Source organism: Pseudomonas sp. NFIX49, assembly GCF_900115915.1.
GTDB lineage: Bacteria > Pseudomonadota > Gammaproteobacteria > Pseudomonadales > Pseudomonadaceae > Aquipseudomonas > Aquipseudomonas pharyngis.
Genome location: NZ_FOYE01000003.1, coordinates 370251 through 387599 on the forward strand (window position 1 = coordinate 370251; position 17349 = coordinate 387599).

A 17349-nucleotide genomic window follows, 5' to 3' on the forward strand; every position below is an offset into this window, starting at 1 on the left:
TTGCCCTGTTCTCGGTAAATAAAAGTCTTTTGCCAGATACAAAACCGGCCCCTAGGGGCCGGTTGAAACTCAGTTGTTGTACAGATCGATGATCGCACTGACCGCCTGGGTCTTGACCTTCGAGGCATCGTTACGTGCCTGTTCGATCTTGTTCAAGTAAGCCTCGTCGACATCGCCAGTGACGTACTTGCCGTCGAACACTGCGCAATCGAAGTTTTCGATCTTGATCTTGCCGCCACCGACCGCTTCGATCAAGTCAGGCAGATCCTGATAGATCAGCCAGTCAGCACCGATCAGATCAGCCACGTCCTGGGTCGAACGGTTGTGCGCGATCAGCTCGTGAGCGCTCGGCATGTCGATGCCGTAAACGTTCGGGAAGCGAACAGCCGGAGCCGCCGAGCAGAAGTAGACGTTTTTCGCGCCGGCTTCGCGGGCCATCTGGATGATCTGCTTGCAGGTAGTGCCACGAACGATCGAGTCGTCGACGAGCATCACGTTCTTGCCGCGGAATTCCAGCTCAATGGCGTTGAGCTTCTGACGTACCGATTTCTTGCGCGCGGCCTGGCCGGGCATGATGAAGGTACGACCGATGTAGCGGTTCTTGACGAAACCTTCGCGGAATTTCACGCCCAGATGGTTGGCCAGTTCCAGCGCGGCAGTGCGGCTGGTGTCCGGAATCGGGATGACCACGTCGATGTCGTGCTCTGGACGCTCGCGCAGGATCTTCTCCGCCAGCTTCTCACCCATGCGCAGACGGGCCTTGTAGACCGACACGCCGTCGATGATCGAATCCGGGCGCGCCAGGTAGACGTGTTCGAAGATGCACGGGGTCAGGGACGGATTGGTCGCACACTGACGAGTGTGCAGCTTGCCGTCTTCAGTGATGTAGACCGCTTCGCCTGGTGCCAGGTCGCGGATCAGGGTGAAGCCGAGCACATCCAGCGAAACACTTTCGGAGGCGATCATGTACTCGACGCCTTCGTCGGTGTGACGCTGACCGAACACGATCGGGCGGATGCCGTGCGGGTCACGGAAACCGACGATGCCGTAACCGGTCACCATCGCCACGACGGCGTAACCACCGACGCAACGGTTGTGCACGTCGGTCACGGCGGCGAACACGTCTTCTTCGGTCGGTTGCAGCTTGCCGCGCTGGGCCAGCTCGTGGGCGAACACGTTGAGCAGCACTTCCGAGTCGGAGCTGGTGTTGACGTGACGCAGATCGGATTCGTAGATCTCTTTGGCCAACTGTTCAACGTTGGTCAGGTTACCGTTGTGCGCCAGGGTGATGCCGTACGGCGAGTTGACGTAGAACGGCTGAGCCTCGGCCGAGGTCGAGCTGCCGGCAGTCGGGTAACGGACGTGGCCGATACCCATGTGGCCGACCAGGCGCTGCATGTGACGCTGTTGAAACACGTCACGCACCAGGCCATTGTCCTTGCGCAAGAACAACCGGCCATCATGGCTGGTCACGATACCGGCAGCGTCCTGGCCGCGGTGCTGGAGCACGGTTAGCGCGTCATACAGCGCCTGATTGACGTTCGACTTACCGACGATACCGACGATGCCACACATGCGACGCAACCCCTACTTAATGGATCTGAACTGAACAACACTCACTGAGGCGTTTTGGCCGACGGCAAGAGTTGCTCCTTGAACGGAATATCAGCGGGTACGCTGATTCCGCTGGCAAGCCACTGACTGCTCCACCCGAGAATCAGGTTCTTGGACCAGTCTGCGACCAATAGAAACTTTGGCACGAGCTGTGATTCTTTCCACCACCCGTCCTGCTGTACCGGCCCCAGGCTCAACAGCCCGACCGCCACGACCACCAGCAACACGCCACGCGCAGCGCCGAAGGCCATGCCGAGGAATCGATCGGTCCCGGACAACCCGGTGACGCGAACCAACTCGCCGATAAGATAATTGATCATTGCGCCCACGATCAGTGTGGCGACAAACATGATGGCACAGCCCGCGATCACGCGAGCCGACGGTGTTTCGATGTATCCGGCGAGGTACTCGGACAGTGAGCCACCGAACATCCAGGCAACAGCTCCTGCGATGATCCAGGTCACCAGCGACAATGCTTCTTTGACGAAGCCGCGGCTCAAACTGATCAAAGCGGAGATGGCGATGATTGCAACGATCGCCCAGTCAACCCAGGTAAATGGCACAGTGCAGCCTACAGACGGATAAGGCGGCGCATTTTAGCAGAGCGCATGGCTGTCGGTAAGCTGCGATTTTCAGTGCATTTCTATCGAAGTGATAGATATCAGCCGCGTTCAGGCTGGAAGCGCACCACAAACCCCTTGAGGTTCTGCTGGCGGCTCAACAGATCGCGCAGACGATCGGCTTCGGCGCGCTCGATCAACGGACCGACGAACACCCGGTTCTTGCCATCGGCAGAACGGATGTAAGCGTTGTAGCCCTGACTGCGCAGGGTTTTCTGCAGGCTTTCAGCGCTGGCGCGGCTCGACAGACTGGCCAGTTGCACCGACCAGCTCACCGACAGACCATTGGCATCGACGCGGCTCTGGGTGGTATCCGGCTTGGCAGACAATGCAGCGATCGGCTGAGCCGGGGCTGTGGTTGGCTTGACCACAGGAGCGGGAGCGGGAGCGGGAGCCGGCGCAACCGGTTTGGCTACCGGCGCCGGAGCCGGGGCTGGCGCGGCGGAAGCAATAGGTGCCGTTGGCACAGCCTGCTCGGCGACTTCGTCATCGCTTGGCACTGGCTCTTGCGGGAGAACCTGCGGCTCAGGTACGGCCACGGTTTCCATCTGGATCTGCGCCACGGCGGGCGCTTGCGGCGCAGCCGGCGCTTCGACAGTCACCTGACGCTGTTCATCCTGACGGGAAAATAGCATCGGCAGGAAAATCACCGCCAGCGCCACCAGCACCAGGGCACCGACCATGCGCTGCTTGTACGCTTTATCCAGCAAAGCCATTTGCCGCTTCCTCCGTGGAGCGCCGAGACAGCCATTCGAGGGCCTCGGCGACACAATAAAATGATCCGAACAGCAAGATCTCGTCGTCGCTGGTGGCCACTGCACACTGCCCTTCCAGCGCAGCCGCCACACTGTCATAAGACGTGACCGAGGCGCCAAGGTTCTGCAATGCCTGATTCAATTCATCCACCGGACGCGCACGTGGCGAATCCAGCGGCGCCACCGCCCAGTGCTGGACGCTGGCATTCAATTCACCGATGACGCCGTCCAGATCCTTGTCCGCCAGCAGGCCGAACACCGCCAGACGCTTGCCGACCGGCGGACGAGCCGCCAGACGCCGCGCCAGATACTCCGCCGCATGCGGGTTGTGTCCAACGTCCAGCAACAGGTTCAGACGTTTGCCGTTCCATTCGAACGAGCGACGATCGAGACGACCGACCACACGAGTCGCCCGCAACGCCGCAACAATCTGTTCGGCATCCCATGGCAAACCGAGCAGCAGATAAGCCTGCAACGCCAACGCGGCGTTTTCCATCGGCAGATCAAGCAGCGGCAAATCACGCAGTTCGACGACCTGACCGTCAGCATCGGTACCGCGCCACTGCCAGAATTGATCCGTGATACCCAGATCGAAATCACGCCCGCGCAGGAAGAACGGGCAAGCAAGCTCGCGCGCCTTGTCCAGCAGGGGTTGTGGAGGATTCAGATCGCCGCACAGTGCAGGTTTGCCCTGACGGAAAATCCCGGCCTTCTCGAAGGCCACGGATTCGCGGGTATTGCCCAGGTAATCGGCATGATCGACACCAATGCTGGTGACCAGCGCGATATCGGCATCGACCACGTTGACAGTGTCCAGACGCCCGCCCAGCCCGACTTCCAGCACCACCGCATCGAGCCCGGCCCGTTGAAACAGCCAGAACGCCGCCAGGGTGCCCATTTCGAAGTAAGTCAGGGAAGTGTCGCCACGCCCCGCTTCTACCGCCGCGAAGGCTTCGCACAACTGCGCGTCAGTGGCTTCGACGCCATTGAGCTGCACCCGCTCGTTGTAACGCAGCAGGTGCGGAGAATTGTAGACACCGACGTTCAGCCCCTGCGCCCGCAGCAAAGAAGCCACGAAAGCGCAGGTCGAACCCTTGCCGTTGGTGCCGGTGACCGTGATCACCCGTGGCGCCGGCTGGCCCAGTCCCATGCGGGACGCTACCTGTTGCGAACGCTCCAGCCCCATGTCGATGGCCGATGGATGCAACTGCTCAAGGTAGGCGAGCCACTCGCCAAGGGTGCGCTCGGTCATACGTTGGCAGGCACCGGCGGAACGACGATCGGCTCGATCGGCGCAGCAACGAATTTAGGCGTCGGTTTGCCGGTCAGTTGCGCCAGCAGGTTACCCAGACGCGGACGCAGTTCGCGACGGTCGATGATCATGTCGATCGCACCGTGCTCCAGGAGGAACTCGCTGCGCTGGAAGCCTTCCGGCAGCTTTTCGCGCACGGTCTGCTCGATCACGCGCGGGCCGGCGAAGCCGATCAGGGCTTTCGGCTCGCCGACGATCACGTCGCCCAGCATCGCCAGACTGGCGGAAACGCCACCGTAAACCGGGTCGGTCAGCACGGAGATGAACGGAATGCCTTCTTCGCGCAGGCGCGCCAGCACGGCCGAGGTCTTGGCCATCTGCATCAGAGAGATCAGGGCCTCCTGCATGCGCGCGCCACCGGAAGCGGAGAAACACACCATCGGGCAACGGTTTTCCAGCGCGTAGTTGGCGGCGCGTACGAAGCGCTCACCGACGATGGCGCCCATGGAACCGCCCATGAAGCTGAATTCGAACGCCGAAACCACGACCGGCATGCCCAGCAGGGTGCCGCTCATGGAAACCAGTGCGTCTTTCTCGCCGGTCTGCTTCTGGGCAGCGACCAGACGATCCTTGTACTTCTTGCCGTCACGGAATTTCAGACGGTCAACCGGCTCCAGGTCGGCGCCCAGTTCAGTACGGCCTTCGGCGTCCAGGAAGATGTCGATGCGCGCACGTGCGCCGATGCGCATGTGGTGGTTGCACTTGGGGCAAACGTCCAGGGTCTTTTCCAGCTCCGGACGATACAGCACAGCCTCGCAGGACGGGCATTTGTGCCACAGACCTTCAGGGACCGAGCTCTTCTTGACCTCGGAACGCATGATCGAAGGGATCAGCTTGTCTACCAACCAGTTGCTCATGCTTTCTTTCTCCAGTACCGGCGGCCCGAACGCTCTGGTTCGCGGCCCCGCGTATGCCCTTCAGCTAAATTCATGTGTGGCGATGATCGGCCGGACTGCCGGGTCAGCGGAACTGACCTGCGTACACCCCGAAAAGACCCTCAGCCTCTTTTCTACAGAGCTGTGGACGGCGGCAGTCTGCCAGCCGTCACATCAGCGTACGGCGTTGATGAATGCACGAATCTTTGCGTGATCCTTGATGCCCTTGCTCGCCTCTACCCCGCCGCTGACATCCACGGCATACGGCCGCACCCGGGCGACCGCATCGGCGACGTTCTCCGGCGTCAGGCCGCCGGCCAGAATCAACGGCTTGCTCAAACCCTGCGGAATCAGTGACCAGTCGAACGCCTCGCCGGTTCCACCGGGCACGCCTTCGACATAAGTGTCGAGCAACACGCCGCTGGCGCTCGGGTAGGCATCGCAGGCAGCGGCAATGTCATCGCCCGCCTTGACCCGCAAGGCCTTGATGTACGGCCGGTGCCAGCCTTCACACTCGGCGGCGGTCTCGTCGCCATGGAACTGCAGCAGATCCAGCGGCACGGCATCGAGGATTTCCCCGAGCTCGCAACGGCTGGCATTGACGAACAGCCCGACCGTGGTCACGAACGGCGGCAATGCGGCGATGATCGCCCGCGCCTGCTGCACGGTCACGGCCCGGGGACTTTTAGCGTAGAACACAAAACCGATGGCATCGGCCCCGGCCTCGACGGCTGCCAACGCATCTTCTATGCGGGTAATCCCGCAAATCTTGCTGCGAACGGCTGACATGTCGATAAAAACCCCAAGGCAAATCCGAGAAAGTCCCGGATGGTAACAAATGCGTTCGAGGGCGTCAGCCGTCAAGTTCCGCGAAACCCGTAAGGAAATGTGGCCCGATGAAACGCTCCGGCAACGGGAACTCGTCGTGGTACTCGACCTGCACCAGATACAGGCCGAACGGATGCGCCGTAACTCCGCCGGAACGCCGCTCGCGGCTCTCCAGCACTTCTTTCATCCACTCTACCGGCCGCTCGCCGGCACCGATGGTCATCAGCACGCCGGCGATGTTGCGCACCATGTGATGCAGAAACGCGTTGGCGCGGATGTCCAGAACGATCATTTTGCCGTGACGGGTCACGCGCAGGTGATGCATCTTCTTGATCGGCGACTTGGCCTGGCACTGGCCGGCACGGAAGGCACTGAAATCATGAGTACCGATCAGGTACTGCGCGGCCTCGGCCATGCGCTCGACGTCCAGCGGACGGTGATTCCAGGTGATTTCTTCATTGAGATGCGCCGGGCGGATCTGATCGTTGTAGATCACGTAGCGATAGCGCCGGGCAATCGCCTTGAATCGCGCATGGAAATGCGCCGGCATGACCTTCGCCCAACTGACGCTGATGTCGTGGGGCAGATTGATGTTGGCGCCCATGACCCAGGCTTTCAGCGAACGGTCGACCTGGGTGTCGAAATGCACCACCTGCCCGCAGGCATGCACACCGGCGTCGGTGCGCCCGGCACATTGCAGTGAGATCGGCGAGTCGGCGACCTTCGACAGGGCTTTTTCCAGGGTTTCCTGCACGGTGAGTACACCGGTGGACTGGCGCTGCCAGCCGCTGTAGCGCGAGCCCTTGTATTCAACGCCCAGCGCGACGCGGAAAAAGCCTTCGGGTGCCATTTCGGCGGCCGGGTTATCTATGTTTGCCAAGTCGGTACAGCCTGCTGATCTACAAAGGCGGGCATTATAAGGCGGCGGGACGGGGAAACCAGACCCAAACAAAAACGGCAGCCTCATGGGCTGCCGTTTTGTTTACCGCTGAATGCCGACTCAGGCCAGATGCGACAGCATTTCGCTCGCTTCGCTCTTCTGCTTGTCGTTCCCCTCACTGATGACCTCATTGAGGATGTCGCGCGCGCCGTCGTTGTCGCCCATGTCGATGTAGGCCTGAGCCAGATCGAGCTTGGTCGCAGCTTCGTCAGTACCGGACAGGAAGTCGAAGTCATCCTCGCCCAGATCATTGCCCAACGCTGCGTCAGCCTCGGTGAAGCTTGGCTCGTTGATGCTGCTCGACAGGCGATCCAGCTCGGCGTTGACGTCGTCCAGTTCGGCGGCGAACGCATCCGGCTCGGCTGGCGTCGCGTCCATTTCGTCAGCCAGGGACAGGTCGAAATCGGCTGGCAGCTCCAGATCATCCTGCGGCACGTCGGCCACGGCCGGGGTTTCGACCAGCGGCAGATCCTTCACGCCCTCGTCAAGATCCAGCAGGAAATCATCATCTGCCAGCTCGACCGGCGCAGGCGCAGGATCGGCACCGAGATCCATATCCAGGTCGAAATCCGACAGGTCGTCGAGGTTTTCCTTGATATCGGTCTGCTGTTGCAGCACCGACTCGAAGCTCAGATCGTCGTCAGTCGGGAACGCATCCAGCTCGACCGGCGCTTCCGGCTCGACAGTCGCCACAGGCTCTACTGGCGTGATGTTATCCAGATCGTCGAGGCTCAGGTCGAAAGCACTGTCGAGTTCGTCATCTGCCGCGGCAGGCGCTTCAGGCTCGTCGAGCAGCAGCTCCTTGACGTATTCCGCGTCCAGCTCGGCAGCCATGGCCGCAGCCGCCAGACCGCTGGCCGCGACGACCGCCATGGCCGGGAAGCGGCTTTTCAGCTCTTCGACCTTGGCGAAGTTGTCGCCATTGGCGACCAGTTGGCGCTCCTGGCCGACGAACGCATCGCGATCACCCTGACGACCGTAGACTTCCATCAGTTTCAGACGCAGATCGCTGCGCTGCGGCTCCAGGCTCACGCCCTCCTCCAGCAGCGCGGCCGCTTGATTCAGGCGACCGCCGTCGATGTGCGACTGCGCCTTGTCCAGCACGTCGTCGGAACGCTCGGCGGCCGGCGCCACCAACGGCGCGGCGATCGGCTCGGCCATCACGACTGGCGCCACTACAGCAGCAGCGGCTGGGGCTGGGGCTGGGGCTGGGGCTGGGTTCAGCTTGACGCTGGCGGCTGGCACTTCCAGACCTTCGAAGCTGCTTTCCGGCAGATCGAGATCCTGGGAGAACGATTGCTCCTCCAGCGCACGGGCCATGCGCAGGTGTTTTTCGGCTTCCTGCTGCGCCTTGCGGCGGCGGGCCAGCAGCAACAGCAGGAGCAGCAGAACCACCGCACCGCCACCGACCAGACCCAGCAGGATCGGATTGGTCAGCAGTTCGTTTAAGGTTTTCTCGTCATCGGCGGCGGGCGTGGTTTCAACCACAGGCTCGACAACCGGCTCGACTGGGGCCGGAGCAGCAGCCTCAGGCGCAGGTGTGGCCGGGGCAGCCTCTGCCGGAGTGGCCGGCGGCGTGGCCGCCAGTTCCGCGGTGATCGCCGGCACCACTGGCGCAGTGGCGGCGGTCGCGGGAGCAGCACCCGAACCTTCGGCCTGCATCTTCGCCAGTTGATTGTTTTTCAGTTCGATCAGGCGTTGCAGCTTGTCCAGCTGGCTTTGCAGATCGGCCATGCGGCTTTTCAGTTCTTCGTTGTCACGACGGGTGGTGTCGAGACTTTCCTGAGTGACCGCCAGTTTGTTGCTCAGGGCCTTGGCATCGCCGGCGGGGCCCTTACCACGCGCCTTGGCGCTTTCGGCGGACACCAGGCTCAGGTTGTCCTTGGCGTTCTGCGCAGCGCCGGTATTGGCACGGCCACGATTGGTCGCATCGAGTTGCTGCTGACCGGTGCCCGGCTTGGCCACATAACGACGGCCCTGACGCCAGGCTTCGTTCTGCGCGGCCACTTCGGCAATCGCTTTGGACTGCGGCAGTGCGGTGCTTTGCACCTGATCGGGTAGACGCAGCACCTGACCGGTTTTCAGGCGGTTGATGTTGCCGCCGATGAACGCGTCCGGGTTCAAGGCCTGGATCGCCAGCATGGTCTGCTGCACCGAACCGCCGGTGCGCGCCTTCGCGGCGATTTCCCACAGGGTGTCGCGCGGCGTGGTGGTGTGGGTCGAATGGGTGGCGCCGGTGGTCGGTGCGGTGATGGTTTGCGCTGGCGCGGGTTGAGCGGCGGCATCGGCGGTCTGCGGCGAAAACTTCGACGGATCCAGCAGCACGCTGTAGTCACGCAGCAGGCGGCCGTTCGGCCACATTACCTGCACGAGGAATTTCACCATCGGTTCCGACAGCGGTTTGCTCGAGGTAACGCGCAGCACACTTTTGCCGCTGGCGTTGAGCACCGGGGTGAACGTCAGATCATTGAGGAAGGCCTGGCGATCGACGCCGGCCTTGGCGAAATCTTCCGGCGAGGCCAGGCTCGGCACCACTTCGGCAGCGGTCAGATCCTTGACATCGAGCAGCTCGATTTCCGCTACCAGCGGCTGGTTCAGGGTCGACTTCAGGGTCAGCTCCCCGAGCCCGAGGGCATGCGCCATACCGGAGGACAGCGCCGAGGCGGCCGCTATTGCTAACACCAGTTTGCGAACTTGAACCATAGCCTCTTCCTTTGTTTGAACGTTCCTCGGCCAGCGAGAAGATGTTGATAGTCGCTGCCGTAAGGCATTGCGCGCGACGACGACAGCATGCCGCGCGCGATCATTTCTTTGATGCCCCGGAAAGTCCCGGAGGGTGACACGTTGCCAACTGCTCCGGCCAAGCATAGCGCCCGGCTAGAATCAGTCGACAAATTGTTGCCAAGTATCTTTTACAGCAGGTCTTTTATCAACAACTCGGCGACCTGCACGGCGTTGAGGGCCGCACCTTTGCGTACGTTATCTGACGTCAGCCACAGATTAAGTTCCGACGGTTCGTCGACACCGGCACGCACCCGCCCGACGTAGACCACGTCCTGCCCCACCGCGTCACCGACGGCGGTCGGATAATCACCGGCCTCGACCAGCTCGATGCCCTCGGCATCTTCCAGCGCAGCATTGACCTTTTCCAGGTCGACCGCGCTCGCTGACTGCAAGGTCACGCTAAAGCTATCGCCAAAAAACACCGGGGCTTGAACGCAAGTTGCGGAAATCTTTAATAAAGGCTTGGCCAACACCTGACGCAGCTCGCGCACCAGGCGTTTTTCCAGCAGCGTATGACCTTGCGCATCCGGTGTGCCGACCTGGGCCAGCAGGTTGAAAGCCATCTGCCGGTCGAAGAATGTCGGCTCCAGCGGACGCATGTTCAGCAGCTCGGCGGTCTGGCGCGCCAGCTCGGTCACGGCTTCGCGGCCCTGGGCGGAAACCGCTAGATTGGCGGTGACATGCACGTATTGCAGTTCGATCAGATCGAGCAGCGGCGCCAACACCACGGCCAAAGTAGTGGCCGACGGGCTTGGACTGCTGACCTGGAACGGCACTTTCAAACCGGCCAGCACATCGGCATTGGCTTCCGGCACCACTTGCGGCGCCTGATCCGCCGGCAAGGCGCCGGACAGATCGACCAGCGAGCAACCCGCCGCGTGAGCGCGGGCGGCGTAACTCAGGGTGATGGCCGGGCCAGCGGCGAAGAACGCCAGTTTGACCTTGCTGAAATCGAACTCGTCGACTTCACGCACGCGCACGTTCTTGTTGCGAAACAGCACCGAACTGCCGGCGGATTCGCTGCTGGCCAACAGGTGCAGCGTGCCGACCGGGAAGTCGCGTTCTTCGAGGATCTGCACAAGGGTTTCGCCGACAGTACCGGTGGCGCCGATCACGGCAATATCAAGGGTCTGGGTCATGTTGCTACCTCTGGCGAAACGGGGGGAGCGGCACTTTACCGGGTGAGTCGCACGCAGGCAATTCGCGCCCGCCGCGAAGAGCGGACGCGGAGCGTCCATGGCTGCATTCCCACGCAGAGCGTGGGAACGATCAACAGGTACAAAAAAACCCGCGCCTCGTGCAAGGCGCGGGTTCTTTCATTGCATCAAGCGATCAACGCTCAAGCAGGATCCGCAGCATGCGACGCAGCGGTTCGGCCGCGCCCCACAGCAGTTGGTCGCCGACGGTGAAGGCACCGACGAACTGCGAACCCATGTTCAGCTTGCGCAGACGACCGACCGGTACGTTCAGGGTGCCGGTGACTTTCGTCGGGCTCAGCTCCTGCATGCTGATTTCACGGTTGTTCGGCACCAGCTTGACCCAAGGATTGTGCTGGCTGATCAGCCCTTCGATATCGGCGATCGGCACGTCTTTGTTCAGCTTGATGGTCAGCGCCTGGCTGTGGCAACGCATGGCGCCGATGCGCACGCAGATGCCGTCGACCGGGATCGGGCTCTTGAAGCGACCGAGGATCTTGTTGGTCTCGGCCTGGGCCTTCCACTCTTCGCGGCTCTGGCCGTTCGGCAGTTCCTTGTCGATCCACGGGATCAGGCTGCCGGCCAGCGGTACGCCGAAGTTTTCGGTCGGGTAGGCGTCGCTGCGCATGGCTTCAGCCACACGGCGGTCGATGTCGAGGATCGCGCTGGCAGGATCGGCCAGTTGATCGGCGACAGCGGCGTGGGTCGCGCCCATCTGCTTGATCAGTTCACGCATGTTCTGCGCGCCGGCACCGGACGCCGCCTGATAGGTCATGGCGCTCATCCACTCGACCAGACCGGCCTCGAACAGACCACCCAGGCCCATCAGCATCAGGCTGACGGTGCAGTTGCCGCCGATGTAGTTCTTGGTGCCCGCATCGAGCTGCTGGTCGATGACCTTGCGGTTGACCGGATCGAGGATGATAACGGCGTCGTCGTTCATCCGCAGGCTCGAGGCCGCGTCGATCCAGTAACCCTGCCAGCCGGCTTCGCGCAGCTTCGGGAATACTTCGCTGGTGTAGTCGCCGCCCTGGCAGGTCAGGATCACGTCGAGGGTCTTCAGCTCTTCAATGCTGTAAGCGTCCTTGAGCGGAGCAATGTCCTTGCCCACGGACGGGCCTTGGCCACCTACATTGGAAGTGGTGAAAAACACCGGCTCGATAAGATCGAAATCCTGCTCTTCCAGCATCCGCTGCATGAGCACGGAACCGACCATGCCGCGCCAACCGATCAGACCTACACGTTTCATCGCAACTACACCTTCTTGAAAAGTGGGCCGCTGCTTTGTATTGAATTTCGCAGCGGGCCCGAGAGATTACAGATTCCGCAGCGCGGCGACTACTGCGTCACCCATTTCCTGCGTACCGACTTTAGTGCAACCGGTCGAAAAGATGTCGCCGGTGCGCAGACCCTGATCCAGCACCACGCTGACCGCTTTCTCGATGGCGTCGGCGGCTTCGTGCAGGTTGAAGCTGTAACGCAGCATCATCGAGACCGACAGGATGGTCGCCAGCGGGTTGGCAATGCCTTTGCCGGCGATGTCCGGTGCCGAGCCGTGGCAAGGCTCGTACATGCCCTTGTTGTTGGCATCCAGCGAGGCCGACGGCAGCATGCCGATGGAGCCGGTGAGCATCGACGCTTCGTCGGACAGGATGTCGCCGAACATGTTGTCGGTGACGATCACGTCGAACTGCTTCGGCGCACGCACCAGCTGCATGGCGGCGTTGTCGACGTACATGTGGCTCAGTTCAACGTCCGGGTAATCCTTGGCCACCTGCTCGACCACTTCACGCCACAGTTGGCTGGACGCCAGCACGTTGGCCTTGTCCACCGAGCACAGCTTCTTGCCACGCACGCGGGCCATGTCGAAACCGACACGGGCGATACGGCGGATTTCGCTTTCGCTGTACGGCAGGGTGTCGTAGGACTGGCGCTCGCCGTTTTCCAGGGTGCGGGTGCCGCGCGGTGCGCCGAAGTAGATGCCGCCGGTCAGCTCACGGACGATCAGGATATCCAGGCCGGCAACAATTTCCGGCTTCAAGCTCGAAGCCTCGGCCAGTTGCGGGTACAGGATCGCCGGACGCAGGTTGCCGAACAGGCCCAGTTGCGCACGGATTTTCAGCAGACCGCGCTCAGGGCGGATGTCACGCTCGATGGTGTCCCATTTCGGGCCGCCGACGGCACCCAGCAGCACGGCGTCGGCGGCACGGGCGCGATCGAGGGTTTCGTCGGCCAGCGGCACGCCGTGCTTGTCGATGGCGGCGCCACCGATCACGTCATGGCTCAGCTCGAAGCCCAGGCTGTACTTGTCGTTGGCCAGCTCCAGCACCTTGACCGCTTCGGCCATGATTTCCGGACCAATACCGTCGCCTGGGAGAATCAGAATCTGCTTGCTCATGCTTTCCTCGTGTCTTCAGTCGGTGCGCCATCGACGGGCGCGCCCGGAAAAATACTTATCGTTTCAGGATTACTTTTCAGCCCAGAGCACCAGTACGTCTGTACTGAACGAACCATCGGCCTCAATCTCAAAATATTCGCGCACTTCGTTGCCCATCGACTGCTGCAACTGGCGGATCGCGGCGCGCAGCACCTCTGGCGTGCGCATGCGCTCGACCCAGCTGTTGTACTCCAGACGCAGGCGCTGACGCGTGGTGCTGCGGGTGTGCAGACCGGCCTCGCTGACCTGGCGCAACCACTCACCGGCCGAATAATCGCGTACATGGCTGGTATCGCGCAGCACTTCGACGCTCTGCAAATAGGTGTCGAACAGCGGACTGCCCGGCGACAGCACATCGATGAACGCCGCCACGCCACCCGGCTTCAGCACCCGACGCACTTCGCGCAAGGCCACACCGAGATCGCTCCAATGGTGCGCCGAATAGCGGCTGAACACGAAGTCGAATTCGCCATCGGCAAACGGCAGACGCTCGGCGGCGCCGTTGACCGTGGACACATTGCTCAAACCGCGATCAACAGCAGCGGCGGCCACCACGTCGAGCATCTGCTGCGACAGGTCGTAGGCCACCACTTCTTTCACCAACGGGGCAACGTGAAAACTCACGTGCCCGGCGCCGCAACCCAGGTCCAGCACCCGCGCCTCGCCCTGCCCCGCCAACTCAGCCTGCAGCAGCGCAAATTCAGTGCCTTGAGCGTGAACGGCGCTGCTCAGGTAGGCGGCGGCCTGTTCACCGAATTGCTTCTGTACAACCTGACTGTGCTGGGCGGTGCTGGTCATGGGTACGTCCTTTTCTGGGTTTCAACCTTTCAGATTCACGCGTCGCGGAACAACCACGGCTGGCTAGCGCGATGTTTGGCTTCGAACGCGGCAATCGCATCGCCGTCCTGCAAGGTCAAGCCGATGTCGTCCAGGCCGTTGAGCAGGCAGTGTTTGCGGAAAGCGTCGATCTCGAAGCGGTAGACCTTGCCGTTCGGGCTGGTGACGGTCTGCTCGTGCAGATCGATCTGCAACTGATAGCCCGGCGCGGCTTCGACCTGCTTGAACAGCTCGTCGACTTCGGCATCGCTCAAGATGATCGGCAGCAAGCCGTTCTTGAAGCTGTTGTTGAAGAAGATGTCGGCATAGCTCGGCGCGATGATGCTGCGGAAACCGTATTCTTCCAGCGCCCACGGCGCGTGTTCACGGCTGGAGCCGCAGCCGAAGTTCTCGCGGGCCAGCAACACGCTGGCGCCTTGATAACGCTCGGCGTTGAGCACGAACTCCTTGTTCAGCGGACGCTTGGAGTTGTCCTGATACGGCTGACCCACATCGAGGTAACGCCACTCGTCGAACAGGTTCGGGCCGAAACCGGTGCGCTTGATCGACTTCAGAAACTGCTTCGGAATGATCTGGTCGGTGTCGACGTTGGCACGATCCAGAGGCGCGACGAGACCAGTGTGCTGGGTAAAAGCTTTCATGCTGCGCTCCTTTAGATCAATTCACGAACGTCGATGAAACGACCGTTCACCGCCGCCGCAGCGGCCATGGCCGGGCTGACGAGGTGGGTACGGCCACCGGCGCCCTGACGGCCTTCGAAGTTACGGTTGGAGGTCGAGGCGCAATGTTCGCCGGACTCCAAACGGTCCGGGTTCATCGCCAGACACATCGAGCAACCCGGCTCGCGCCATTCGAAACCGGCTTCGAGGAAGATCTTGTCCAGACCTTCGGCCTCGGCCTGGGCCTTCACCAGACCCGAGCCCGGCACGACGATGGCCTGCTTGATGGTCGACGCAACCTTGCGACCCTTGGCGATCACCGCCGCAGCGCGCAAGTCTTCGATCCGCGAGTTGGTGCAGGAGCCGATGAATACGCGGTCGAGCTGAATGTCAGTGATCGCCTGATTGGCGGTCAAACCCATGTATTTCAAGGCGCGGACGATCGAGTCGCGTTTGACCAGATCCATCTCTTTAGCCGGGTCCGGCACGTTCTGATCAACGGCCAGCACCATTTCCGGCGAAGTGCCCCAGCTGACTTGCGGCTTGATCTGCGCGGCGTCGAGTTCGACCACGGTGTCGAAATGCGCGTCGGCGTCGGACACCAGGTCTTTCCAGGACTCGACCGCCAGATCCCACTCGGCGCCTTTCGGTGCGAACGGACGACCCTTGACGTAATCCACGGTCTTCTGGTCCGCCGCCACCAGGCCCACACGGGCGCCGGCTTCGATGGACATGTTGCAGATGGTCATGCGGCCTTCGATGGACAGGTCGCGAATCGCGCTGCCGGCGAATTCGATGGCATGGCCATTACCGCCGGCGGTGCCGATCTTGCCGATCACCGCGAGGACGATGTCCTTGGCGGTCACGCCGAATGGCAACTGGCCTTCGACGCGCACCAGCATGTTCTTCATTTTCTTGGCTACCAGGCACTGGGTGGCGAGCACGTGCTCGACCTCTGAAGTGCCGATCCCGTGAGCCAGGGCGCCGAACGCGCCGTGGGTCGAGGTGTGCGAGTCGCCGCAGACCACGGTCATGCCCGGCAAGGTCGCGCCCTGCTCCGGGCTGATCACATGAACGATGCCCTGGCGCACGTCGTTCATCTTGAATTCGACGATGCCGTATTCATCGCAGTTGTCGTCGAGGGTCTGAACCTGCAAACGCGAGACCTGGTCGGCAATGGCTTCGATGCCGCCCTTGCGCTCCGGGGTGGTCGGTACGTTGTGGTCCGGGGTGGCGATGTTGGCATCGATGCGCCACGGCTTGCGTCCGGCCAGACGCAGGCCTTCAAAGGCTTGCGGCGAGGTCACTTCGTGGATGATGTGACGATCGATATAGATCAGCGCCGAGCCATCGTCGCGCTGCTTGACCAAATGCGAATCCCAGAGCTTGTCGTAGAGCGTTTTGCCGGCCATCAGACGGTTCCTCATCAGCTTGTTTCTATGCCCTGGGCTTATCAATAACCCTTTGGCTTGTGAGGCCGATCCTATGGGGTTAGATTAAATAACTCAAATTCATATTTTTTATGCTTTGGATAACCAACTGGAATACGAACATGGACCTGGCCAACCTCAATGCTTTTATCGCGATTGCCGAGACCGGAAGCTTCTCCGGTGCCGGCGAACGGCTGCACCTGACGCAACCGGCGATCAGCAAACGCATCGCCGGCCTGGAGCAGCAATTGAATGTGCGGCTGTTCGACCGGCTCGGTCGTGAAGTGGGCCTGACCGAGGCTGGTCGGGCCCTGCTGCCACGGGCTTACCAGATTCTCAACGTGCTCGACGACACGCGCCGCGCCCTGACCAACCTGACCGGCGAAGTCACCGGCCGCCTGACCCTGGCCACCAGTCACCACATCGGTCTGCACCGTCTGCCGCCATTATTGAGGGAATACACCCGCCGCTACCCACAGGTGGCGCTGGATATTCAGTTTCTCGATTCGGAAGTGGCCTACGAGGAAATTCTCCACGGCCGGGCGGAACTGGCGGTCATCACCCTCGCGCCGGAGCCGCATACGCTGGTCAAGGCCACGCCCGTCTGGGACGACCCGCTGGATTTCGTGGTGGCCCCGGAACATTCATTGATCAGCAACGGCGCCGTCACGTTGGCGGACATTGCCGGCCATCCGGCGGTTTTCCCCGGCGGCAACACCTTTACTCACCATATTGTCCAACGTCTGTTCGAGGCTCAGGGCCTGACGCCGAACATCGCCATGAGCACCAACTACCTGGAAACCATCAAGATGATGGTGTCGATCGGCCTGGCCTGGAGCGTTTTGCCGCGCACGATGCTCGATGAACAGGTGGCGCGCATACCTTTGCCGGGCATACAGCTCAGTCGCCAGCTAGGCTATATCCTGCACACTGAAAGGACGCTGTCGAATGCTGCACGGGCGTTTATGGCCCTGCTGGACGCTCAAATCGATCTGCCAGGGACTCTCGGCTAACTTGTGCTACTCCTATAGAGCTGCCGCCCCTGTGCCAAACGCCCAAATC

The 17349-nt window shown here is 61.7% G+C and carries 15 protein-coding genes; 1 reads left to right on the plus strand and 14 read right to left on the minus strand.

The window, feature by feature from the left end:
- Nucleotides 1-69 precede the first annotated feature (69 nt).
- From purF to leuC, 14 genes are all read right to left on the minus strand, one after another.
- Entirely contained in the window at nt 70-1575 is a 1506-nt protein-coding gene (gene purF, locus BMZ46_RS09965; protein WP_007956466.1) for an amidophosphoribosyltransferase, read from the minus strand.
- Between the two features lie 41 nt (nt 1576-1616).
- Nucleotides 1617-2177: a CvpA family protein gene (locus tag BMZ46_RS09970; RefSeq protein ID WP_039771589.1), complete on the minus strand. Its 561-nt coding sequence runs from the start codon at nt 2175-2177 to the stop codon at nt 1617-1619.
- Between the two features lie 98 nt (nt 2178-2275).
- Complete coding sequence (locus tag BMZ46_RS09975; RefSeq protein ID WP_074687691.1) at nt 2276-2950, minus strand: SPOR domain-containing protein; 675 nt, start codon at nt 2948-2950, stop codon at nt 2276-2278.
- Nucleotides 2934-4241, minus strand: coding sequence for a bifunctional tetrahydrofolate synthase/dihydrofolate synthase (gene folC, locus BMZ46_RS09980; protein ID WP_074687690.1), 1308 nt, complete (start codon nt 4239-4241; stop codon nt 2934-2936). Before folC ends, BMZ46_RS09975 begins: the two co-directional genes overlap by 17 nt.
- Nucleotides 4238-5158, minus strand: coding sequence for an acetyl-CoA carboxylase, carboxyltransferase subunit beta (gene accD / locus BMZ46_RS09985; protein ID WP_039771593.1), 921 nt, complete (start codon nt 5156-5158; stop codon nt 4238-4240). The genes folC and accD overlap by 4 nt, the downstream gene beginning before the upstream one ends.
- Nucleotides 5159-5350: 192 nt before the next feature.
- Entirely contained in the window at nt 5351-5965 is a 615-nt protein-coding gene (locus BMZ46_RS09990; RefSeq protein WP_039771595.1) for a phosphoribosylanthranilate isomerase, read from the minus strand.
- Between the two features lie 64 nt (nt 5966-6029).
- Nucleotides 6030-6854 carry a tRNA pseudouridine(38-40) synthase TruA gene (gene truA / locus BMZ46_RS09995; protein ID WP_039771597.1) on the minus strand — a complete coding sequence of 275 codons (825 nt, stop codon included), beginning with the start codon at nt 6852-6854 and terminating at the stop codon, nt 6030-6032.
- Nucleotides 6855-7004: 150 nt separating this feature from the next.
- Nucleotides 7005-9647, minus strand: coding sequence for a motility hub landmark protein FimV (locus BMZ46_RS10000; RefSeq protein ID WP_074687689.1), 2643 nt, complete (start codon nt 9645-9647; stop codon nt 7005-7007).
- Between the two features lie 209 nt (nt 9648-9856).
- Nucleotides 9857-10867 (minus strand): aspartate-semialdehyde dehydrogenase, encoded by a 1011-nt coding sequence (locus BMZ46_RS10005; protein WP_074687688.1) that lies wholly within the window; start codon nt 10865-10867, stop codon nt 9857-9859.
- 193 nt (nt 10868-11060) lie between these two features.
- On the minus strand, nt 11061-12173 hold the full coding sequence (asd, locus tag BMZ46_RS10010) for an aspartate-semialdehyde dehydrogenase (protein WP_011333354.1): 1113 nt from the start codon (nt 12171-12173) through the stop codon (nt 11061-11063).
- Nucleotides 12174-12239: 66 nt separating this feature from the next.
- Entirely contained in the window at nt 12240-13322 is a 1083-nt protein-coding gene (gene leuB, locus BMZ46_RS10015) for a 3-isopropylmalate dehydrogenase (protein ID WP_039770158.1), read from the minus strand.
- Between the two features lie 69 nt (nt 13323-13391).
- The gene (locus tag BMZ46_RS10020) at nt 13392-14159 is read right to left on the minus strand and encodes a class I SAM-dependent methyltransferase (protein ID WP_074687687.1); all 768 of its coding nucleotides are present in this window, start codon (nt 14157-14159) and stop codon (nt 13392-13394) included.
- Between the two features lie 35 nt (nt 14160-14194).
- Nucleotides 14195-14839, minus strand: coding sequence for a 3-isopropylmalate dehydratase small subunit (gene leuD, locus BMZ46_RS10025; protein ID WP_007956446.1), 645 nt, complete (start codon nt 14837-14839; stop codon nt 14195-14197).
- Nucleotides 14840-14850: 11 nt separating this feature from the next.
- On the minus strand, nt 14851-16269 hold the full coding sequence (gene leuC, locus BMZ46_RS10030) for a 3-isopropylmalate dehydratase large subunit (protein WP_074687686.1): 1419 nt from the start codon (nt 16267-16269) through the stop codon (nt 14851-14853).
- A gap of 140 nt (nt 16270-16409) precedes the next feature.
- Between leuC and BMZ46_RS10035 the strand changes: the two genes are divergently transcribed.
- The gene (locus tag BMZ46_RS10035) at nt 16410-17300 is read left to right on the plus strand and encodes a LysR family transcriptional regulator (RefSeq protein ID WP_007956444.1); all 891 of its coding nucleotides are present in this window, start codon (nt 16410-16412) and stop codon (nt 17298-17300) included.
- The last annotated feature ends 49 nt before the right edge of the window (nt 17301-17349 follow it).

Bases quoted from the DNA above. Each gene is read 5' to 3' on its own strand.
- truA (WP_039771597.1), bottom strand. From the start codon at position 6,854: ATGGCACCCGAAGGCTTTTTCCGCGTCGCGCTGGGCGTTGAATACAAG.
- asd (WP_011333354.1), bottom strand. From the start codon at position 12,173: ATGAAACGTGTAGGTCTGATCGGTTGGCGCGGCATGGTCGGTTCCGTG.
- leuD (WP_007956446.1), bottom strand. From the start codon at position 14,839: ATGAAAGCTTTTACCCAGCACACTGGTCTCGTCGCGCCTCTGGATCGT.
- BMZ46_RS10000 (WP_074687689.1), bottom strand. From the start codon at position 9,647: ATGGTTCAAGTTCGCAAACTGGTGTTAGCAATAGCGGCCGCCTCGGCG.
- BMZ46_RS10035 (WP_007956444.1), top strand. From the start codon at position 16,410: ATGGACCTGGCCAACCTCAATGCTTTTATCGCGATTGCCGAGACCGGA.
- folC (WP_074687690.1), bottom strand. From the start codon at position 4,241: ATGACCGAGCGCACCCTTGGCGAGTGGCTCGCCTACCTTGAGCAGTTG.
- BMZ46_RS09975 (WP_074687691.1), bottom strand. From the start codon at position 2,950: ATGGCTTTGCTGGATAAAGCGTACAAGCAGCGCATGGTCGGTGCCCTG.
- BMZ46_RS10005 (WP_074687688.1), bottom strand. From the start codon at position 10,867: ATGACCCAGACCCTTGATATTGCCGTGATCGGCGCCACCGGTACTGTC.
- BMZ46_RS10020 (WP_074687687.1), bottom strand. From the start codon at position 14,159: ATGACCAGCACCGCCCAGCACAGTCAGGTTGTACAGAAGCAATTCGGT.
- leuB (WP_039770158.1), bottom strand. From the start codon at position 13,322: ATGAGCAAGCAGATTCTGATTCTCCCAGGCGACGGTATTGGTCCGGAA.
- accD (WP_039771593.1), bottom strand. From the start codon at position 5,158: ATGAGCAACTGGTTGGTAGACAAGCTGATCCCTTCGATCATGCGTTCC.
- BMZ46_RS09990 (WP_039771595.1), bottom strand. From the start codon at position 5,965: ATGTCAGCCGTTCGCAGCAAGATTTGCGGGATTACCCGCATAGAAGAT.
- purF (WP_007956466.1), bottom strand. From the start codon at position 1,575: ATGTGTGGCATCGTCGGTATCGTCGGTAAGTCGAACGTCAATCAGGCG.
- leuC (WP_074687686.1), bottom strand. From the start codon at position 16,269: ATGGCCGGCAAAACGCTCTACGACAAGCTCTGGGATTCGCATTTGGTC.